Annotated in this window: 18 protein-coding genes and 1 tRNA gene; 15 read left to right on the top strand and 4 right to left on the bottom strand. The window is 61.2% G+C overall.

Annotation, left to right across the window (positions count from 1 at the left end; translation table 11 throughout):
• Window positions 1–3: 3 nt before the first annotated feature.
• A complete protein-coding gene (serB, locus tag IEV58_RS09940) occupies window positions 4–900 on the bottom strand; it encodes a phosphoserine phosphatase SerB (RefSeq protein ID WP_188409570.1) in 897 nt (298 codons plus the stop codon).
• A 24-nt stretch (window positions 901–924) separates the two neighbouring features.
• Here serB and miaA point away from each other — a divergent pair, with 24 nt between their 5' ends.
• Window positions 925–1,821: a tRNA (adenosine(37)-N6)-dimethylallyltransferase MiaA gene (gene miaA / locus IEV58_RS09945; RefSeq protein ID WP_229729335.1), complete on the top strand. Its 897-nt coding sequence runs from the start codon at window positions 925–927 to the stop codon at window positions 1,819–1,821.
• A gap of 46 nt (window positions 1,822–1,867) precedes the next feature.
• Here the strand turns inward: miaA and IEV58_RS09950 are convergent, their stop codons facing one another.
• Entirely contained in the window at window positions 1,868–2,854 is a 987-nt protein-coding gene (locus IEV58_RS09950; protein WP_229729336.1) for a Bug family tripartite tricarboxylate transporter substrate binding protein, read from the bottom strand.
• Between the two features lie 414 nt (window positions 2,855–3,268).
• On the opposite strand from IEV58_RS09950, the gene IEV58_RS09955 reads away from it, so the two are divergent.
• The 4 genes from IEV58_RS09955 (at window position 3,269) to ilvC (ending at window position 7,443) form a co-directional block, all read left to right on the top strand.
• The gene (locus tag IEV58_RS09955) at window positions 3,269–5,029 is read left to right on the top strand and encodes an acetolactate synthase 3 large subunit (RefSeq protein ID WP_188409572.1); all 1,761 of its coding nucleotides are present in this window, start codon (window positions 3,269–3,271) and stop codon (window positions 5,027–5,029) included.
• Window positions 5,030–5,115: 86 nt separating this feature from the next.
• Window positions 5,116–5,634: an acetolactate synthase small subunit gene (ilvN, locus tag IEV58_RS09960; RefSeq protein WP_188409573.1), complete on the top strand. Its 519-nt coding sequence runs from the start codon at window positions 5,116–5,118 to the stop codon at window positions 5,632–5,634.
• A gap of 13 nt (window positions 5,635–5,647) precedes the next feature.
• Window positions 5,648–6,289: a pyroglutamyl-peptidase I gene (pcp, locus tag IEV58_RS09965; RefSeq protein WP_188409574.1), complete on the top strand. Its 642-nt coding sequence runs from the start codon at window positions 5,648–5,650 to the stop codon at window positions 6,287–6,289.
• 134 nt (window positions 6,290–6,423) lie between these two features.
• Window positions 6,424–7,443: a ketol-acid reductoisomerase gene (gene ilvC, locus IEV58_RS09970; RefSeq protein ID WP_188409575.1), complete on the top strand. Its 1,020-nt coding sequence runs from the start codon at window positions 6,424–6,426 to the stop codon at window positions 7,441–7,443.
• 57 nt (window positions 7,444–7,500) lie between these two features.
• Here ilvC and IEV58_RS09975 read toward each other — a convergent pair whose 3' ends face one another.
• A complete protein-coding gene (locus IEV58_RS09975; protein WP_188409576.1) occupies window positions 7,501–8,112 on the bottom strand; it encodes a DedA family protein in 612 nt (203 codons plus the stop codon).
• A 167-nt stretch (window positions 8,113–8,279) separates the two neighbouring features.
• Between IEV58_RS09975 and IEV58_RS09980 the strand changes: the two genes are divergently transcribed.
• The 5 genes from IEV58_RS09980 to IEV58_RS10000 all read left to right on the top strand — a co-directional run bounded on the left by IEV58_RS09980 (window position 8,280) and on the right by IEV58_RS10000 (window position 12,850).
• Window positions 8,280–9,116 carry an ABC transporter ATP-binding protein gene (locus IEV58_RS09980; protein WP_229729337.1) on the top strand — a complete coding sequence of 279 codons (837 nt, stop codon included), beginning with the start codon at window positions 8,280–8,282 and terminating at the stop codon, window positions 9,114–9,116.
• Window positions 9,113–9,907 (top strand): ABC transporter permease, encoded by a 795-nt coding sequence (locus IEV58_RS09985; RefSeq protein WP_188409577.1) that lies wholly within the window; start codon window positions 9,113–9,115, stop codon window positions 9,905–9,907. The genes IEV58_RS09980 and IEV58_RS09985 overlap by 4 nt, the downstream gene beginning before the upstream one ends.
• Before the next feature lie 28 nt (window positions 9,908–9,935).
• Window positions 9,936–10,946, top strand: a complete 1,011-nt coding sequence (locus IEV58_RS09990) for an ABC transporter substrate-binding protein (RefSeq protein WP_188409578.1) — start codon at window positions 9,936–9,938, stop codon at window positions 10,944–10,946.
• Window positions 10,947–11,099: 153 nt separating this feature from the next.
• Window positions 11,100–11,948 (top strand): pyridoxal kinase PdxY, encoded by an 849-nt coding sequence (gene pdxY / locus IEV58_RS09995; RefSeq protein ID WP_188409579.1) that lies wholly within the window; start codon window positions 11,100–11,102, stop codon window positions 11,946–11,948.
• Complete coding sequence (locus tag IEV58_RS10000) at window positions 11,948–12,850, top strand: PhzF family phenazine biosynthesis protein (RefSeq protein ID WP_188409580.1); 903 nt, start codon at window positions 11,948–11,950, stop codon at window positions 12,848–12,850. Before pdxY ends, IEV58_RS10000 begins: the two co-directional genes overlap by 1 nt.
• Window positions 12,851–12,865: 15 nt before the next feature.
• On the opposite strand, the gene IEV58_RS10005 is transcribed toward IEV58_RS10000, so the two are convergent.
• Window positions 12,866–13,216, bottom strand: coding sequence for a hypothetical protein (locus tag IEV58_RS10005; RefSeq protein WP_188409581.1), 351 nt, complete (start codon window positions 13,214–13,216; stop codon window positions 12,866–12,868).
• Window positions 13,217–13,760: 544 nt separating this feature from the next.
• On the opposite strand from IEV58_RS10005, the gene IEV58_RS10010 reads away from it, so the two are divergent.
• The 5 genes from IEV58_RS10010 (at window position 13,761) to IEV58_RS10030 (ending at window position 18,736) form a co-directional block, all read left to right on the top strand.
• On the top strand, window positions 13,761–15,314 hold the full coding sequence (locus IEV58_RS10010; RefSeq protein ID WP_188409582.1) for a 2-isopropylmalate synthase: 1,554 nt from the start codon (window positions 13,761–13,763) through the stop codon (window positions 15,312–15,314).
• A gap of 214 nt (window positions 15,315–15,528) precedes the next feature.
• Window positions 15,529–16,512, top strand: coding sequence for a tripartite tricarboxylate transporter substrate binding protein BugD (locus IEV58_RS10015; protein WP_188409583.1), 984 nt, complete (start codon window positions 15,529–15,531; stop codon window positions 16,510–16,512).
• 85 nt (window positions 16,513–16,597) lie between these two features.
• Window positions 16,598–17,050 carry a tripartite tricarboxylate transporter TctB family protein gene (locus IEV58_RS10020; RefSeq protein WP_229729338.1) on the top strand — a complete coding sequence of 151 codons (453 nt, stop codon included), beginning with the start codon at window positions 16,598–16,600 and terminating at the stop codon, window positions 17,048–17,050.
• 10 nt (window positions 17,051–17,060) lie between these two features.
• Window positions 17,061–18,566 carry a tripartite tricarboxylate transporter permease gene (locus IEV58_RS10025; RefSeq protein WP_188409585.1) on the top strand — a complete coding sequence of 502 codons (1,506 nt, stop codon included), beginning with the start codon at window positions 17,061–17,063 and terminating at the stop codon, window positions 18,564–18,566.
• A gap of 94 nt (window positions 18,567–18,660) precedes the next feature.
• A tRNA-Lys gene (locus IEV58_RS10030) sits at window positions 18,661–18,736 on the top strand.
• The last annotated feature ends 673 nt before the right edge of the window (window positions 18,737–19,409 follow it).

Genomic DNA, 19,409 nt, shown 5'->3' on the forward strand with positions numbered 1-19,409 from the left:
GCCTCAGGCTGCGAAATCGCTCTGGCGGTAGCCCTGGATGTAGAGCAGCGCGGTGAGATCGCCGTGGTCGACGCAAAGATGCGCCGCGGCCGCGACGGCCGGTTTTGCATGATAGGCGACACCGAGACCTGCCGCCTGCAGCATCGCAAGATCGTTGGCGCCATCGCCCACGGCCATAGTGTCCTCGATTGAGAGATCATGAGCCGCTGTCAGTTCCTTGAGCGAGGCAAGCTTGGCCTCCTTGCCCAGGATGGGCTCCTGCACCTCGCCGGCAAGGGTGTCGCCCTCCACGAGGAGGATGTTGCTGCGATGTTCGTCGAAGCCGATCATCTTGGAGACCGGCCCGGTGAAGACGGTGAAACCCCCGGAGACCAGCGCGGCATAAGCGCCGTTGGCCTTCATCGTGCGCACCAAGGTCCGGGCGCCGGGCATAAGCGTGATGCGGTCAGCCAGCACATCGTCGACGACGGACTTCGGCAGTCCGCGCAGCAGCGCGACCCGTTCGCGCAGCGCTGGCTCAAAGGCGATCTCGCCATTCATGGCGCGTTCGGTGATCTCCGCCACCTTCTCCTTCAGTCCGAGGACACCGGCCAACTCATCGATGCATTCCTGACCGATCATGGTGGAGTCCATGTCGGCCACGAGAAGCTTCTTGCGGCGATGCGCGGTTCCCTGCACAGCGATATCGACCGCCAGCCCCTGGAGATCGAGCTTCAGCGCGTCAAGAAGGGTTTGTACGTCTTGACCTGCCGCCGGGGTGAAGGGAATGTCCGCCGCCACATCAGGCGCAAGCCAAACCGGCGCTTGCGCCTGTGGCAAGCTCTTTGCGGTGCGTGTGACGATGGCGTCGGTCAGACCGGGCGCGGCGGGATTTGAGATGAGGGTGGCGACGTGGGTCATGGCTCTGAACGTTCGATAAGCGCCGTGCTTATCGCCGGTCCGACCGCCAGCGGCAAGTCGGCTGTTGCACTTGAACTGGCTGAGGCTTTGGGCGGCCGGGTCGTCAATGCCGATTCCATGCAGGTCTATCGCGATCTTCGCGTCCTGACCGCCCGACCGCCCGCGGATGAGGAGGCACGCGCACCGCATTTTCTCTACGGACATGTCGATGGCAGCGAGCACTATTCGGTTGGCCGGTGGCAGGGCGACGTGCGGCGGGTGCTGGAGGAAACTGACGGGTCGCTTCCCATCATCATCGGAGGAACGGGTCTTTATTTCTCGGCCCTGACCGAGGGACTAGCCGAGGTGCTGCCCATTCCCGCCGAGGTGCGGGAGCACTGGCGCCGGCGGGGGCGAACCGAACCGGTGCAGGCGCTGCATGAGGAACTGGCGAGGCGGGATCCGGTCATGGCGGCGCGCTTGCGACCGACGGACCCGCAGCGGGTGGTTCGGGCGCTGGAAGTGATCGATGGTCTCGGACGCTCGCTGGCGAGTTTTCAGCAAGAGACGGGCGGTTTGCTGGAACCTCAGCGCGCGTTGAGGCTGGTGCTCGATGTGGAGCCGGAGGTGTTGCGGCAAAGGATCAACGCACGGTTCGATGCCATGGTCTCCGCGGGTGCCATGGAAGAGGTGCGGTGCCTGGTGGAGCGGCGTCTCGATCCGACACTGCCGATCATGAAGGCGCATGGAATGCCGTGGCTTGCGGCTCACATCGACGGCACCATGGCGCTGGACGATGCGATCGACCGCGCCAAGGGCGATACCAGGCGATACGCAAAGCGGCAGCGAACCTGGTTTCGCCATCGGATGGCAGACTGGCATTGGGTGCGGCCGGATGAGGCGGTCGGTTTCGCGCTTCAGGCCATAAAAGCCGCGCAATAAAAAAGGCTCCCCGAACGGGAGCCTTTTCTTGTTTCTGCGGAAGCGATCAGTCGATCTGAGCGCCGGACGCTTTGACGATGGGCGCCCACTTAGCGAGTTCCGCCTTTACGTGCTCGCCCAGTTCTTCGGGCGTGGAGCCCACGGTGGTGGCGCTGAACACGGCCAGCTGTTCCTTCACCTTGGGATCGGCGATCGCCTTGTTGGCCGCCTCGTTGAGCTTGGCCACGACTTCCTTCGGCGTGCCGGCGGGCGCGAACAGCGCGTTCCAGCTATAGGTTTCGTAGCCCTTGACGCCTGCTTCTTCCATGGTCGGCATATCAGGGAACTGCGGTGACCGTTCCTTGGTGGTCACAGCCAGGCCGATGAGCTTGCCGGTCTTGATATACTCGGTGGAGGAGGGAAGGTTGTCGAACTGGATCGGCACCTGGCCGCCGACGACGTCGATGAGCGCGGGACCCGAACCCTTGTACGGGATATGGACGATGTCGACGCCGGCGAGCGACTTGAAGAGCTCACCAGACAGATGCAGCGGCGAGCCGTTGCCGGAGGAGGCGTAGCTGTACTCGCCCGGTTCCTTCTTCAGCTTCTCGATGAGCTCGGCAATCGTCTTCGGTCCGAACTGCGGGTTCACCGTCAGGACGTTCGGTACGGACACGAGCAGCGAGATTGGCGCGAAGCTCGTCTCGGCATTGTAGGGCATGGACTTGTAGAGCGCGGGGTTCAGCGCATGGGTCGCGACGGTGCCCATGAGGATGGTGTAACCATCCGGATCGGCCTTGGCGACCGCTGCCGCGCCGAGGTTGCCGCCGGCGCCGCCGCGGTTCTCCACGACGATCTGCTGGCCAAGCTCTTCGCCCATCTTGTTGGCGATGACGCGGCCGACGAGATCGGTGGAACCGCCTGCGGCGAAGGGGATAACCAGGGTGATCTGGCGGGTCGGGAAATCGGACTGCGCGGCAGCGGGAGCAGCTGCGAGCCCAAGGCCCAGCAGGGCCGCTGCGAACGAACGCAGGGTTGAAGACTTCTGAAGCACGGCGTTAGCCTCCAGTTGGGGAGAATGCGACATCTTCGATGGGATGTCATGCGCGGCGACTGTAGTCATTTAAAGGTCGCAAGCAACTGGAAACGAATACCTTTTCTTCCAGGAATCGATGTTGATTTCAGTGCATCTGCACCTATCCTTATTTTCCGGTTGAAATTGAAATGCTCTTGACCAGCCAGCGCGGTGCCGTTATTTTCCCCGTGAAATCAAAATCAGGACATTTCGCACATGCTGCGTAAGATCATTGTAGTACTTGGAGCGCCATCGGCCGGACGACCCTAGGGGTCGATATCCGAAAGGTGGCGCATGCAGGGTCCCTTGGGGCCCTTTTTTATTGCCTCGATTTCCCCTTGCCTTGGGGCGCGCGAGGTGAAACAGGACGAGAAACAAACAGGAGGTGACGTCATGGCTGAGATGATGACTGGAGCGGAGATTGTCGTCCGCTCGCTCGTCGATCAGGGCGTCAAGCACATCTTCGGCTATCCCGGCGGCGCGGTTTTGCCGATCTATGACGCTTTGTTCCAGCAGGATGAGGTTCGGCACATCCTTGTGCGCCATGAACAGGGCGCGACACATGCGGCGGAAGGTTATGCCCGCTCCACTGGTGAGGTCGGCGTCGTTCTTGTGACCTCGGGCCCAGGCGCGACCAATGCCATCACGGGCATCGTCGACGCGCTGATGGACTCCATCCCGCTCGTCGTCATCACCGGGCAGGTTGCGACGCATCTGATCGGCTCCGATGCCTTCCAGGAATGCGACACCGTCGGCATCACTCGATCGTGCACCAAGCACAATTATCTTGTCCGCGACATCAATGATTTGGCGCGTGTCATGCACGAGGCCTTCTATATCGCGCGCTCCGGCCGTCCAGGACCTGTCGTCGTCGACATCCCGAAGGACATCCAGTTCTCGTCCGGCGCTTACAGCCCGCCGAAGAACGTCGCGCACAAGACCTATGCGCCGAAGGTGAAGGGCGATCTCGACAAGATCCGCGAGGCGGTCGAGCTGCTGGGCGAGGCCAAGCGCCCCATCCTCTATACCGGCGGTGGCGTGATCAATTCCGGCCCGCAGGCGAGCCAACTTCTGCGGGAGTTGGCCGATCTGACCGGCTTCCCCGTCACTTCCACGCTGATGGGCCTCGGCGCCTATCCGGCATCGGGCCCGCAGTGGCTGGGTATGCTCGGCATGCACGGCACCTTCGAGGCCAACAACGCCATGCATGATGCCGACGTCATGCTGTGCATCGGTGCACGCTTCGATGACCGCATCACCGGCCGGCTTGATGCCTTCTCACCGGGATCGAAGAAGATCCACATCGATATCGACCCTTCGTCGATCAACAAGAACGTCCACGTCGACATCGGCATCATTGGCGATGTCGCCCATGTGCTCGAGGACATCGTCCGACTGTGGCGCAGCACTTCGCCGCAGGTCGACAAAACCGCTTTGGAGGACTGGTGGAAGCAGATCGACCAGTGGCGGGCGCGCAAGAGCCTTTCCTTCCGCTCCTCCAAGGACGTCATCAAGCCCCAGTATGCGATTCAGCGCCTGTATGAACTGAGCCGCGGCAAAGAGGTCTACATCACGACCGAAGTCGGCCAGCACCAGATGTGGGCAGCCCAGCACTTCGGCTTTGATGAGCCCAATCGCTGGATGACCTCGGGCGGCCTCGGCACCATGGGCTATGGGCTGCCGGCGGCTGTCGGCGTCCAGATCGCCCATCCGAACGCCCTGGTGGTGGATATTGCGGGCGAGGCCTCGGTCCAGATGACCATGCAGGAGATGTCGACGGCGGTTCAGTATGGTCTGCCGATCAAGATATTCATCCTCAACAACGAATATATGGGCATGGTGCGCCAGTGGCAGGAACTGCTGCATGGCGGGCGCTATTCCTCCAGCTATTCGGAAGCTCTGCCCGATTTCGTGAAGCTGGCAGAGGCCTACGGTGGTGTGGGCATCCGCGCTGAAACGCCCGATGAGCTGGACGACAAGATCCGCCAGATGATCGACACGCCGCGGCCGGTCATCTTCGACTGCGTCGTCGACAAGACGGAGAATTGTTTCCCGATGATCCCCTCGGGCAAGGCGCACAACGAGATGATCCTCGGCGATGCCGCCGACGACATCGGCTCCGTCATCGACGACGCAGGCAAGATGCTCGTCTGATCGCATATGAGGGCAGGGCCGTGAGCATCGGTCCTGCCTTTTTCCTTATTTCCTTCCGTTGCTTTCCTACCTTCCGGAGCTTTCCCATGCCGCCTCGCGACACCGGCCCTGTCGAACGCCATACGCTGTCCGTCCTCGTTGACAACGAACCGGGCGTTCTCGGCCGTGTCGTCGGCCTTTTCTCCGCGCGCGGCTATAACATCGAGAGCCTGACGGTCTCGGAGACCGAGCACGAGAAGCATCTGTCGCGCATCACCATCGTGACATCGGGTACGCCGGCGGTGGTCGATCAGATCGAGGCCCAGCTCGGGCGTCTGGTGCCGGTCCACCGTGTCACGGATATGTCGACCGCCGGCCGCGTGGTGGAGCGCGAACTGGCCATGGTGAAGGTGCGGGGCAAGGGCGAGACCCGAGTGGAAGCGCTGCGCCTTGCGGACGCCTTCCGTGCCCGAGTGATGGACGCAACGGTGGAAAGCTTTGTCTTCGAGATCACCGGCAAGCCGGACAAGATCGACGAATTCATCTCCATCATGCTGCCATTGGGGCTGGTGGAAGTGGCACGGACGGGCGTTGCCGCCATCGCGCGCGGCCCTGAAGCCATGTGAGCGGAAGGGCGAGATGAGTGTGCTTCTGACCGGCTTTGCACCTTTTGCAGGTGAAACGGTGAATCCCTCCTGGGATGCCATCGAGCGTCTGAGCACGGGCACCATCGCCGGCCATGCGGTCGAGACGCTCCGTCTGCCCTGTGTGTTCCAGCTTGCGGCTGAGAGGCTGGAGGAAGCCATTGCCGCCACCACGCCCTCGGTCGTCATCAGCGTTGGTCAGGCCGGGGGGCGAAGCCGGATCGGCATCGAGCGTGTCGCCATCAACATCGATGATTGCAGGCACGCGGATGAGTCAGGTGCGCAGCCGGTCGATGCTCCGGTGGTGGCTAATGGGCCCGACGCCTATTTCGCCACGGTTCCCGTGAAGTCGATCCTTGCAAGGCTAATGAAGGCCGGCATTCCCGCCGAAGTTTCAAATACCGCCGGGACCTTCGTCTGCAACCATGTCTTCTATCTTGCGCGGCATCTCGCCGAAACACGCCTTCCCGATATGAAGGTCGGATTCCTGCACGTTCCGTTCAGTCCCTTGCAAGCTGTTGCCCGCGAGGCCCCCTCCATGAGCGTCACCATGATGCGCGATGCCGTCGCTCTCGCCACGGAGGTGGCGCTGACGTCGAACGGCGACATTCTGCTGGCAGCCGGTTCCAGTCATTAAATTTCAGGAAGGCCCTCTTTCACGAATTCATCGTTCCAATTCGGCTGCCGCAGCGCTAAAAGGCGCCCGAACCTTCCCGGGCGGCGTCCGATCCACCCAGACATCCACCAGACGTTCAACACGAGGCTCAAGTCATGCGCGTCTATTACGATCGGGATGCCGATCTCAATCTCATCAAGTCCAAGAAGGTCGCCATCGTCGGCTATGGCAGCCAGGGGCACGCTCACACCCTGAATCTTCGCGATTCCGGTGTGAAGGACATCGCCGTGGCGCTGCGCGCCGGCTCGCCCACCGCCAAGAAGGCGGAAGGCGAGGGCCTCAAGGTCATGACCGTGGCCGAGGCCGCCAAATGGGCCGACGTCGTCATGATGCTGACGCCGGATGAGCTGCAGGGCGACATCTATCGCGATGAGCTCCATGACAACATGAAGGAAGGCGCCGCGCTTCTGTTCGCGCACGGCCTCAACGTCCACTTCAACCTGATCGAGCCGCGCAAGGACATCGACGTCCTCATGGTGGCGCCCAAGGGGCCCGGCCACACCGTGCGCGGCGAATACCTCAAGGGCGGCGGCGTGCCGTGCCTCATCGCCGTCCATCAGGACGCCACCGGCAACAGCCATGACATCGGCCTGTCCTACGCTTCGGGCGTCGGCGGCGGCCGCGCCGGCATCATCGAGACCACCTTCAAGGAAGAGTGCGAGACCGACCTGTTCGGTGAGCAGGCAGTTCTTTGCGGCGGTCTTGTCGAACTCATCAAGGCAGGCTTCGAGACGCTGGTCGAGGCGGGTTACGCGCCCGAGATGGCCTACTTCGAGTGCCTGCATGAGGTGAAGCTGATCGTCGACCTCATCTATGAGGGCGGCATCGCCAACATGAACTACTCCATCTCCAACACGGCCGAATATGGCGAGTATGTCACCGGTCCCCGCATCGTGACGGCCGAGACCAAGGCGGAGATGAAGAAGGTGCTGAACGACATCCAGACGGGAACCTTCACCCGCAACTGGATGCTGGAGAACAAGGTCAACCAAACCTCGTTCAAGGCCACGCGTGCACGCCTTTCCCAGCACCCCATCGAAGAGGTGGGCGAGCGTCTTCGCGACATGATGCCCTGGATCAAGCAGAAAGCCCTGGTCGACAAGGCCAAGAACTGAGCCTGCGGATCATTTCAAAAGAAAAGCCGCGGCGTTACTGCCGCGGCTTTTTTGTTGTCAGCTTTTCCGCGCTGTGCGGCCGCGACCAGTGACAAGCCGGTAGAGGTAAAGCAGAACCACGGCGATGGCGACCGCATTGCTGACGGGGTTCACCCAGCCGACGACCAGCTCAAACTGCGCATGCAGGATATAACCCGCAAACGTTAGAAAGCAGGTCCAGATGACAGTGCCGATGAGGCTCCAGAACAGAAACGAGAGCTGAGGCATCGCCGCGACGCCGGCCGGAATTGAAATCACGGAGCGAATGGCCGGGATCAGGCGACCGAAGAACACGGCCTTGCGGGCATGGCGCTCGAAAAGGGCCCGGGCGCGATCAAGCTCTTCGGGCGTGACGGTGAAGATGAAGCCGTAGCGTTCGACCAGCCAGCGGAGGCGCTCGTAGCCGAACACCCTGCCGATCACATACCAGAAGTACGCTCCCGCGAGCGCCCCGAGCGTGCCCGAGATGAGAACACCCGCGAGCGACAGTTTTCCATCGGCCGCGTTGAACCCCGCGATCGGCATGATCGCTTCGGAAGGAATAGGAGGAAAAAGATTTTCCGCAAACATCAGCAGGAAGATGCCGAGGTATCCGCTTGTTTCAACGAATTCTCTCAGAAAATCGAACATATTCGGCACACCTCGCTTCGAATCTAGCAACCCTTCGAGGGGTCTGGCCTGCGGTGACCCTTCCCGTCAAGATGGCGGCTTCTAATCCTTATTGCCTCTTGCCAAGATGCGGGTACCTTGGTTTGCAACAGTCGGCAGAAGACCGCTGAGAATGAAGGGAGGACCGTGTGGCGCAAACAGCCGTGGTGGCTGCACCATCTCATGTGACGCCGGCTGTTCGGCTGGATACCATCGACATCGGCTTTCCCGAACGCGGCGGCGGCTATTACCGCGCGGTCGACGGCGTATCGCTTGATGTGGCCGAAGGCGAATTCGTCGCCATCGTGGGACCGACCGGCTGCGGCAAGTCGACCCTGCTGAATGCCACGGCGGGCCTGCTGAAACCTGCGGCGGGAACAGTCCTCATCGGCGGCACCCCCTTGGCAGGTCTCAACCGCGATGCGGGCTATCTGTTTCAGGCCGATGCGCTCATGCCGTGGAAGACCGCGATTGAGAACGTCGCCGTAGGACTTGAGGTGCGCGGTGTCCGGTCCGCGGAGGCGCGGGAACGCGCCACGCGGTGGCTGGCGCGCGTCGGTCTCAAGGCCTTCCTCGACCGCTATCCGCATCAGCTTTCCGGCGGCCAGCGCAAGCGTGTCGCTCTCGTTCAGGTGCTCATTCTAGACCCGAAGATCCTTCTCATGGACGAGCCCTTCGGTCCGCTGGATGCGCAGACACGGGCCTTGATGTGCGAGCTCCTGCTCAAGCTGTGGTCGGAGGATCGCAAGGCCGTGATGTTCGTCACCCACGACCTTGAGGAAGCCATAGCGCTGGCGGATCGCGTCATCATCATGTCGGCGGGGCCGGGCGCCTCCATCATCGGCGATCACCGGGTGGACCTGGAGCGACCGCGCGATCCGGCGGAAATCCGCCATTCACCCGAGTTTGGCCGAATCTACAAAGCCATCTGGCAGGAACTCAAAACGGAAGTCATCAAGGCTTATGAGCAGGGAGACCAGGGATGAGCCGCGCGACGATAACGGTGCTGCAGTTCCTGGTGGCGGTCCTTGCCCTGTTGTTCTGGCACTATTCCACGACCATTCCGTTCTGGGGCAACAACAAGCCCTTCGTTGATCCGTTCTTCTTTTCCACGCCGCTGGACGTGCTGGAACGGACCTGGAGTGATTTCGCGTCCGGCCAGATGTGGCATCATCTTGGCATCACATTGACCGAGACGATTCTGGCTTTCGCCATCGGTGCTATCGGCGGCATCCTGATCGGCTTCTGGTTTGCCCGACGCGCGCTGCTCGCCGCGGTGTTCGATCCTTATGTCAAAGCAGCCAATGCTCTGCCGCGCGTGGTGCTGGCGCCGATCTTCGCGCTGTGGTTCGGCCTCGGCATCTGGTCGAAGGTCGCTCTCGGCGTCACCCTGGTGTTCTTCATCGTGTTCTTCAACGTCTATCAGGGTGTGAAGGAAGTGAGCCCGACGGTGCTGGCCAATGCGCGCATGTTGGGTATGAACGACCGTCAGCTGCTGCGGCATGTCTATCTGCCCTCCGCGCTCTCATGGATGTTCTCCTCGCTGCACACATCAGTGGGCTTCGCGCTGGTGGGTGCCGTGGTGGGCGAATACCTTGGGGCCTCCGCCGGGCTGGGCTATCGAATCCAACAGGCCGAGATGACCTTCGATGTCACCGGTGTCTTTTCGGGAATGCTGGTCCTGACGATCTTCGTCATCGTCATCGACACCATCGTGACCATGATCGAGAACCGACTTTTGGTGTGGCGGCCCGCGCCGTCAGCCTCGGCGCAATGACAACCATAATTCATCTGGGAGGAATGGCATGAAACTCTTGAACATCCTCGGACTGGCGACAGCCGCGAGTCTTGCTTTCGGCAGCGCGGCCCTCGCGCAGGTGGAGAAGCCTGACGTGTCGCTGGGTGTTGGCGGCAAGTCGCTGCTCTACTACCTGCCGCTGACCATCGCGGAGCAGAAGGGCTTCTTCAAGGAAGAGGGCCTGAACGTGACCATCAACGACTTCAGGGGCGGCTCCCAATCGTTGCAGGCTCTGGTCGGTGGTTCGGTGGATGTGGTCACCGGCGCCTATGAGCACACCATCCGCATGCAGACCAAGGGGCAGGACATCCGCGCCGTGCTTGAGCTCGGACGCTTCCCGGGCATCGTGCTCGCCGTGGGCAAGGAGAAAGCCGATAAGGTGAAGTCCATCGGAGACCTCAAGGGCATGAAGATCGGCGTCACCGCTCCCGGCTCCTCGACGGCCATGTTCGCCACCTATCTTCTGGCCAAGGAAGGGGTGAAGCCGGAAGAAGTCGCCTTCATCGGCGTGGGTGGCGGCGCCACTGGTGTTGCCGCCATGCAGCGCGGCGAAATCGACGCCATCTCCAACCTGGACCCGGTCATCTCGACCCTGGCGCGTGACAACCTCATCACCATCCTGGCGGACACGCGTACCGAGGAAGGTACCAAGAAGATCTTTGGCGGCAACAATCCGGCCGCGGTGCTCTACACCAAGCAGGAGTTCATAGAGAACAATCCGAAGACGGTGCAGGCCCTGGTGAACGGCCTCTACAAGGCGCTGAAGTGGCTGGACACGGCAACGCCGGAGGACGTGGCGGACACGGTGCCGGCGCAATATCACCTGAACGACCGCACGCTTTATCTGGAAGCTGTCAAGAACTCCCTGCCCACCTATTCCCGCACCGGTGTCATCACCGAGGAGGGCCAGAAGGCTGCCATGGAACTGCTGTCCTATGATCCGGAGATGGCGAAGGCCACTGTGGATGTCAGCAAGACGTTCGATGGCCAGTTCGTGAAGAAGGCCGCAGGCAACTGACTTCAAATTGATGGCGCCGATGACGTTTGTTCATCGGCGCCATCACCGCTTTTCGCTTCAGCGAGACCTTTCGGGCGCCTAATGTTCCCGTTGAGACATTGAGTCGGCTTTACGTCCTAACGCCTTGCAGGACGTGACCTTCCGGGGGCGCAGGTGAATATCCTCTCTATCCAGTCCTGGGTTGCATACGGCCATGTAGGCAATGCCTCGGCCGTTTTTCCCATGCAGCGGCTTGGCCATGAAGTCTGGAGCGTCAACACTGTCCAGTTTTCCAATCACACAGGCTATGGCCAATGGCGGGGACAGGTCTTTTCCGGAGAGGCCATACGCGAGCTCGTCACAGGCATAGAAGAGCGCGGCGTGCTGCCCCGCTGCGATGGTGTCCTGTCCGGCTATATGGGAGACGCCGGCATCGGTGAGGCGATCCTGGAAGCGGCAGCGAAGGTCCGGTCTCTCAATCCGGACACGCTTTATTGCTGCGATCCCGTGATCGGCGACGTTGGGCGCGGAGTCTTCGTGCGCCCCGGCATTCCCGAATTCATGCGGGACAGGACTGTTCCCGCCGCCGATATCATCACGCCAAACCAGTTCGAGCTGGAATACCTCTCCGGCATGTCGGTCCAAAGCCTGAGTGAAGCTGTGGCGGCGCTCAAGCATGTCCATTCGATGGGCCCGCGGATCGTTCTCGTGACCAGCTTCCGAACGAATGAAACGCCGGATGACGCCATCGAGATGCTGGTATCCGACGGCGCGCAGCGTTTCCGCGTGCGTACCCCGCTGTTGCCGCTTTCCATCAACGGCGCGGGTGACGCCATCGCAGCATTGTTCTTCGTTCATTACCTCGTTACGCGCGATATCGCCGCCTCGCTGGTAAAGGCAGCATCGTCCATATACGGCCTCCTGAAGCGAACCGCAGAGGCCCAATCCCGCGAAATCCTCACCGTCGCCGCACAGGATGAGTTCGTCTCGCCAACCACTCTGTTCCAGGCCGAAAGCATCTGATGCCCCGTCGTTACCGCATTCTCGACGTGTTCACTGACCGGCCGCTCACCGGCAATCCGCTGGCGGTCGTGCTTGATTGCGACGGATTGGATACGCAAGCGATGCAGTCCATCGCGCGGGAGTTCAATCTGTCGGAAACGGTGTTCCTGCTGCCGCCTGCCGATGATGTGAACCTGGCGCGGCTGCGCATTTTCACGCCTCGCCGCGAACTGCCTTTCGCCGGCCACCCCACTGTGGGGACCGCCGTTCAACTTGCGATCGAAAATGCGGTCGGGTTCCGCGAGGACATCAATTTTCTCGTCGAGGAGCAGGTTGGCCTGGTGCCTTGTACGGTGCGCCTGATGGACACCGGCAAGGGACGGGCCCGGTTTGAACTCCCCAAACTGCCGGAGCGCCTTCCCTGGAATTTCGACAGGAGCGACGTCGCAGCCGCCCTTTCGCTTGAACCTGGAGACATCGGCTGCGGTGACTATGTGCCGGCGCGGTTCTCCGCGGGCGTGCCGTTCTACTATGTCCCGCTGTCCGATCTGGATGCGGTCGCCCGGGCGCGGCCGGACATGAGCCGGTGGAACAACGTCTTCGATGCGGCGGCGCCGGAAATCTATGTCTACACCAAGGGCGGACGGGAGGAGGGCGCATCCTATCACGCCCGGATGTTTGCGCCCTCCATGGGTATCGCCGAGGACCCGGCCACGGGCGCCGCGGCGGCGGGTTTCGCAGGCGTCGTCCAAGCCACCGAGCGGCCCGGAGACGGCGAACACACCTATGTCATCGAGCAGGGCTATGAGATGGGGCGCCCGAGCCGAATCGTCCTGTCCCTCATCATCGAGAATCGGGCGCTCACCGCAGCCACCATCGGCGGCCATGCCGTGGTGGTTGCCTCCGGCGAGCTGCACGTCTAACCGAAAGCCCGTCTGTTAGAGCTTGTCTGCCTTGTCGAAGACAGGGCCACCTTCCGGCTCATCGGAAATGCCTTCGTCCGGTATGTCCTCAGCCGCGTGCCGCGCCATTTCGGATCGCTCGTCGAGGCCATCGTCGGTCTCGATGCCGCCTGTGCCGGACAAATGAAAGTTCGTCTTGTCGCTGACGGGACGGGTGCCGACGCTCTTTTCACGAATTTCGTCCTGCGCGACGCTCGTTTCACCTTCGATGGTGGGCGCCCGAGTCCCGGTAGGCGACTCCAGGATGGGCCGTTCGTCCATTCTGGTCTCGGCCGTATTGGCGTAATTGCTGTTCCGCTTCGGCGGGTCACGATCCTGACGTGCCATGGTTTTTTCTCCCTTGTTGGGGAGTGAACGTCAGGCGCGCGCGGCCGTTCCTTGCAAGGTGGATGCACCCCTCGATCTGATGGCAGCTCCAGGGGTGAGCCGGAGCTGCCGCCTCGGTGATCGGCAGGGAAGGCACGGCTCTGGACGGAGAGAATGGCGCCGAGCCCCAGGGCCTGTAGAGAGCACAGCGCCACGCCCGTTATCGTTGCATCCATTTCTTTCGCTGTAATCATAAAGCAGAGCTCGCTGCGCGGACCGGCGTGAAGCGCTTGCCAGCCAAAGAGCTCTCGGGTTATGAACGGCCTTCGGTCGCCGCTAGGCTGCCGCACGGCGCAACGAGGACATTCGCGATGAGCGCGAAGTTGACCTTCTTCCGGAATGAGAATGGCATTTTCGCCAATCCGTCCGCGCGCCTTCTTTCCGGTCTCCTTCTCCTTAGTCGCCCCTGAGGGCCGGCCGGGCGTGTGCCTGGGCACTCAGGGGACAGGATCGAACCCAAGACCCAGAGCGCGATACGCATTCGCCTGAAAGAAGGATCTCTCCAATGCCAGCTTCCGCACCGTCCGACCGCGTCATCATTTTCGACACCACCCTGCGTGATGGCGAGCAGTGTCCTGGCGCCTCAATGACCTATGAAGAAAAAATCGAGGTTGCCGAACTTCTGGAATCAATGGGCGTGGACGTCATCGAAGCCGGCTTCCCCATTGCCAGCCAGGGCGATTTCGAAAGTGTCCATGAAATCGCCAAGCGTTCCGAAAAGGCCGTGATCGCCGGCCTTGCACGCGCCATTTCGGGCGATATCGCCCGGGCCGGGGAAGCGGTGAGGGTTGCCAAACGGCCCCGTATCCACACTTTCGTGTCGACTTCGCCGATCCATCTCGCTCATCAGATGCGCAAGACGGAAGAGCAGGTTCTGGAGATCATTTCGGCAACTGTGGCCCAGGCGCGCAACCTGGTGGAGGATGTCGAATGGTCGGCCATGGATGCGACGCGCACGCCGATCGAATACCTGTGCCGCTGTGTCGAGGCCGCCATCAAGGCGGGCGCGACCACCATCAACCTGCCGGATACGGTCGGCTATGCGGTGCCGGAAGAATATGCGGCGATGTTCCGCGCGGTGCGTGAGCGGGTGCCGGGTGCTGACAAGGTGATCTTCTCCACCCATTGCCATAACGACCTCGGCCTTGCAGTCGCCAATTCGCTGGCAGGCCTCGCCGGCGGCGCGCGGCAGATCGAATGCACGCTGAACGGCATCGGCGAACGCGCCGGAAATGCCGCGTTGGAGGAGATCGTCATGGCGATCAAGACCCGTGCCGATGTGCTGCCCTACGGAACAGGGGTGGACAGCACGATGTTGACGCGCGCGTCCAAGATGGTATCGGCGGTCACCTCTTTCCCGGTGCAATACAACAAGGCCATCGTCGGGCGGAATGCTTTCGCCCACGAAAGCGGCATTCACCAGGATGGCATGCTGAAGAACAACACGACTTACGAGATCATGACGCCGGAATCGGTGGGCGTGACCAAGACCTCGCTCGTTATGGGCAAACATTCCGGCCGCCATGCCTTCCGGGAAAAGCTGAAGGATCTCGGCTATGAGCTGGGCGAAAATGCCCTGGAGGATGTGTTCAACCGGTTCAAGAATCTGGCCGACCGCAAGAAGAATGTCTACGACGAGGACATCGAGGCGCTGGTGGACCAGGAGATCGCCTCCGCGCATGACCGCACCAAGGTGTTGTCGCTGACCGTGATCGCGGGAACCATGGGTCCGCAATCGGCGACATTGACGCTTGATATCGATGGTGAACATCGGACGACACAGGCCTCCGGAAACGGCCCGGTCGATGCAACCTTCCACGCCATACGCCAGCTGATTCCACACGAGGCGGTGCTGGAGCTTTATCAGGTGCACGCGGTCACCGAGGGCACAGATGCCCAGGCGGAGGTATCCATACGCCTGTCGGAAGCGGGTTATACTGTCACAGCTCGTTCCTCCGATCCCGACACATTGGTGGCTTCTGCCAAGGCCTATGTGGCGGCTCTCAACAAGCTTTCATCGAAGCGAAACAGGCTACACGCTCAAGCAGCTTCGGCATAAGCGCAGCTTTTGAAACTAGATGTGAATTGTTTACAGCCCCTGTGCACGGCGATGCACAGGGGCTGTCATGTAACGCCGCAAGCTATCCCAGGATTGCCATTTTCTAGTGTGGGAGGAAAACGTTGCCCTTGACCCGGGCAGCTTGTGCTTTGCAGAATAACCTTCCAAAAATACTGCAACTGAAAAAGAACCCCTTGCGGGGAGGAGGCATTGAATGGTCGGAAGAGTGTTTAAGATTGCAGCAGCCGGTCTTGGCTTGCTGGCCCTCAGCGCCGGTGTTGCCGCTGCGCAGTCGTATCCCACGCGGAACGTCACCGTCGTGGTGCCGTTCTCCGCAGGTGGTCCGACCGATACCGTCACCCGTCTCGTCGCGGAAGCCATGAGCCGCGACCTCGGTCAACAGATCGTTGTCGAGAATGTCGGCGGTGCCGGCGGAACACTGGGCGCCGCCCGAGTCGCAAAGGCGGATCCCGACGGCTATACCCTGCTGCTGCATCACATCGGTATGGCGACCAGCGCCACGCTTTACAGGAAGCTTCCCTACGAGCCGCTCAACGCTTTTGAATACGTCGGTCTGGTGACCGATGTGCCGATGGTCATCGTTTCCAAGCCCAATTGGGAGCCGACGGATCTGAAGAGCCTGATCGAATATGTGAAGGCCAACAAGGACACCGTCACCTATGCCAACGCCGGCATCGGTGCTGCCTCTCATCTGTGTGGCATGCTGTTCATGAGCGCCATTGAGACCGAGGTAACGACGGTGCCATATAAGGGAACCGGCCCCGCTCTGACCGATCTCATGGGCGGACAGGTCGATTTCATGTGCGATCAGACCACCAACACGACCAACCAGATCAAGTCGGGCAAGATCAAGGCCTATGCCACGACGACCAAGGAGCGCCTGGATAACCTTCCTGACGTTCCGACGGCCGCGGAACAGGGTCTTGCCGATTTCCAGGTCGGCATCTGGCATGGCCTCTATGCGCCGAAGGGAACGCCCAAGGAAGTGATCGATCGTCTCAGCGCGTCGCTCCAGAAAGCCTTGAAAGACGAAAACGTCGTGAAGCAGTTCGCCTCGCTTGGCACTGCGCCCTCAACCCAGGAAGAGGCAACGCCGGCCGCGCTCAAGGAGAAGCTTGAAAGCGAGATCAAGCGCTGGGAACCGGTTATCAAGGCTGCCGGCCAGTACGCCGACTGATTGCTTATCACCGACGCTTTTGAAGTGTCCGAACTGAACGTGGCTCGCCGCATAGCGGCGAGCCAAATCGTACGGGGGGTAATCCTTGAGTATCAATAAAAGAGACATGGTGTCGGGGGCATTCCTCATTGCCCTTGGCCTTTTTTTTGGGATCTACGCCTACGTAGACTTAAATATTGGCTCAGCCTTCCGCATGGGGCCGGGCTTCTTTCCCGTGGTGCTCTCCGGCCTATTGATCCTGATCGGCATCATCGTCGTGCTGCAGTCCCTCAATGCCGAGCATCCCCTCATGACGCCTATTGCCTGGCGTGGGCTGTTCTTCATCCTGTTGTCGCCGATCGTCTTCGGCCTCACGATTCGCGCGCTCGGCTTCGTTCCGGCAGTGGTACTGGTCTGCGGGATTTCCGCTTTTGCCAGCCACCGCATGGGGGTGCTCAAGGCGGCGATCATCACCGTCTGTATGACGCTCTTCTGCATCGGGGTGTTCTATTACGCTCTGGGGCTTCCTGTTCGCCTGTTCGGCGGCTGGCTCAACTGAGGACGAGACAATGGAAATTTTCGACAATCTCATCCTCGGCATGGAAACGGCGCTGCATTGGCAGAACATCCTGTTCTGCTTCCTGGGCGTCCTTCTTGGAACCCTGGTCGGTGTTCTGCCGGGCATCGGTCCGACGGCGACCATCGCCATGCTGCTGCCGATCACCTTCAAGCTTTCGCCCGAGACCTCGCTGATCATGCTCGCGGGCATCTACTACGGCTCGCAGTATGGCGGCTCCACCACGGCCATCCTGATCAACCTGCCCGGTGAGTCCGCCTCCGCGGTCACCGCCATCGACGGGTATCAGATGGCACGTCAGGGCAGGGCAGGTCCGGCACTGGCAACGGCGGCGCTCGGGTCATTCTTTGCCGGGACCGTGGCCACCTTCATCATCGCCATCTTCGCACCTCCGCTGACAGATATCGCGCTGCAGTTCGGTTCGGCGGAATATTTCTCGCTGATGGTGCTTGGCCTCATAAGTTCTGTCGCTTTGGCTCACGGATCCGTCGTCAAAGCCATTGGCATGATCATCCTGGGCCTGCTGCTCGGTCTCGTCGGCACCGACATTTATACCGGCACGCCACGTTTCACCCTCGATCGCCTGGAACTGGCAGACGGACTGAACTTCGTCGCGGTGGCAGTCGGTGTCTTCGGTATCGCGGAGATCCTTCGCAATCTGGAGGATGAAAGCGACCGCGAAATCATGGTGAAAAAGGTCACCGGGCTCTGGCCGAGCAAGGCCGACTTCAAGGCCATAATCGCTCCCATCATTCGCGGCACTTTCGTTGGTTCTGCGCTTGGCATCCTCCCGGGTGGCGGCGCGATCCTCTCCTCCTTTGCCGCCTATACGGTGGAGAAGAAGGTCTCCAAGACCCCCGAGCGTTTCGGCAAGGGCGCCATCGAAGGTGTGGCTGGTCCGGAAGCCGCCAACAACGCGGGTTCCCAGACATCGTTCATTCCGATGCTGACGCTCGGTATTCCGGCTAATCCCGTCATGGCGCTCATGATCGGTGCCATGATCATCCAGGGCATCGTCCCCGGGCCCGAAGTGGCGACCTCCCAGCCGAAGCTGTTCTGGGGCATCATCGCCTCCATGTGGGTTGGCAATCTGCTGCTGGTGCTTCTCAACCTGCCGCTGATCGGGCTATGGGTGCGCCTCCTGACCGTGCCTTACTACGTGCTGTTCCCCGCGATCCTTACCTTCGCGTCGATCGGCGTCTACAGCGTCATGTCGAATGAGTTCGACCTCTACGCCATGGCCGCTTTCGGGCTCTTGGGATACATCCTGTCGAAGCTCGATTGTGAGCCCGCGCCGTTGCTGCTCGGCTTCGTCATCGGACCGATGCTGGAAGAGCATCTGCGTCGCGCCATGATCATTTCCCGCGGCGATCCCATGGTGTTCTTCGAACGGCCGATCAGCGCCGGTCTCCTGGTCGCGGCTGCGCTCGTGCTGGTGGTGGTGCTGCTGCCATCGGTGCGGAAGAAGCGTGACGAGGTTTTCGTCGAAGAGGATTGATCTTTCTTCAAATAAAGGCCGCCTGCCGCTGGACAGGGCAGGTGGCCTTTGCTATCTGCACCCGGCGTTTCGCATTCGCCTTCGGCGCATGCACGGGCGATTAGCTCAGTTGGTAGAGCAGCTGACTCTTAATCAGCGGGTCGTAGGTTCGAGCCCTACATCGCCCACCAATGCAAACCCCGAAGGCCTTGGCCTCCGGGGTTTTTCTTTATCCTATATTGCCGGGACCCGCTTGTCGGGCTGGAGGGCGCGCAGGCGGATTGCTAGACGGCACCTGCCAGCCACAGAAGACCCCAGCTCAGAAGCCCGAGCCAGCCGAGCATTACGCTGCCGACGGTACCGCAGGCCAACCAGAGAAGAAGCCGCTCAGCGATGCGTTTCCGACGCGGGAGGAGGTCCAAGGCTGGCGCTGGAGCAGAGATCACAGTATCAGGCGCCGCTTCAATCGGTTGCGCGCTCAGCGCCCGGGCATTCGGCGCCATTCTGGTTGTCATCTGAAAACGGTCATGAGGCGTGGCGATCACTGAGGGATCCGGGCGTCGCTCGATGTGATCGAACTGAAGGGATCTCGGCTGAGCACGTGCGACATAGTCCGGGAGTCGACCTCCTGTCCGGCCTTCAATTTCGTCGTTGTCTTGGAGGAACTCCATGTGCCGCCATCCTGTGCGCGTGCCTAGGACATCGTATTGATGTTGAGGTACCCCACCGGCCTCTCCTGCGGTGTTGCTTCCCGTGCCGACCGAAGACGACGTTCCCGCTCCGCCGGTCGAGCTGACGCCAACGCCCAGCGTAGTTATAGACTGGCCGGTGCTAAGCCGAATGCTCATGCCAGCAGGGCAACGG

Origin of the sequence: Agaricicola taiwanensis, from assembly GCF_014635245.1 — a bacterium.
GTDB classification, from domain to species: Bacteria; Pseudomonadota; Alphaproteobacteria; order Rhizobiales; family Methylopilaceae; genus Agaricicola; species Agaricicola taiwanensis.

Coding starts and splice junctions, on each gene's coding strand:
- IEV58_RS10025 (WP_188409585.1), top strand. CDS start 17,061: ATGGAAATTTTCGACAATCTCATCCTCGGCATGGAAACGGCGCTGCAT.
- IEV58_RS09975 (WP_188409576.1), bottom strand. CDS start 8,112: ATGTTCGATTTTCTGAGAGAATTCGTTGAAACAAGCGGATACCTCGGC.
- ilvN (WP_188409573.1), top strand. CDS start 5,116: ATGCCGCCTCGCGACACCGGCCCTGTCGAACGCCATACGCTGTCCGTC.
- IEV58_RS09985 (WP_188409577.1), top strand. CDS start 9,113: ATGAGCCGCGCGACGATAACGGTGCTGCAGTTCCTGGTGGCGGTCCTT.
- IEV58_RS10005 (WP_188409581.1), bottom strand. CDS start 13,216: ATGGCACGTCAGGATCGTGACCCGCCGAAGCGGAACAGCAATTACGCC.
- IEV58_RS10000 (WP_188409580.1), top strand. CDS start 11,948: ATGCCCCGTCGTTACCGCATTCTCGACGTGTTCACTGACCGGCCGCTC.
- ilvC (WP_188409575.1), top strand. CDS start 6,424: ATGCGCGTCTATTACGATCGGGATGCCGATCTCAATCTCATCAAGTCC.
- serB (WP_188409570.1), bottom strand. CDS start 900: ATGACCCACGTCGCCACCCTCATCTCAAATCCCGCCGCGCCCGGTCTG.
- pcp (WP_188409574.1), top strand. CDS start 5,648: ATGAGTGTGCTTCTGACCGGCTTTGCACCTTTTGCAGGTGAAACGGTG.
- IEV58_RS09990 (WP_188409578.1), top strand. CDS start 9,936: ATGAAACTCTTGAACATCCTCGGACTGGCGACAGCCGCGAGTCTTGCT.
- IEV58_RS10010 (WP_188409582.1), top strand. CDS start 13,761: ATGCCAGCTTCCGCACCGTCCGACCGCGTCATCATTTTCGACACCACC.
- IEV58_RS09955 (WP_188409572.1), top strand. CDS start 3,269: ATGGCTGAGATGATGACTGGAGCGGAGATTGTCGTCCGCTCGCTCGTC.
- IEV58_RS10015 (WP_188409583.1), top strand. CDS start 15,529: ATGGTCGGAAGAGTGTTTAAGATTGCAGCAGCCGGTCTTGGCTTGCTG.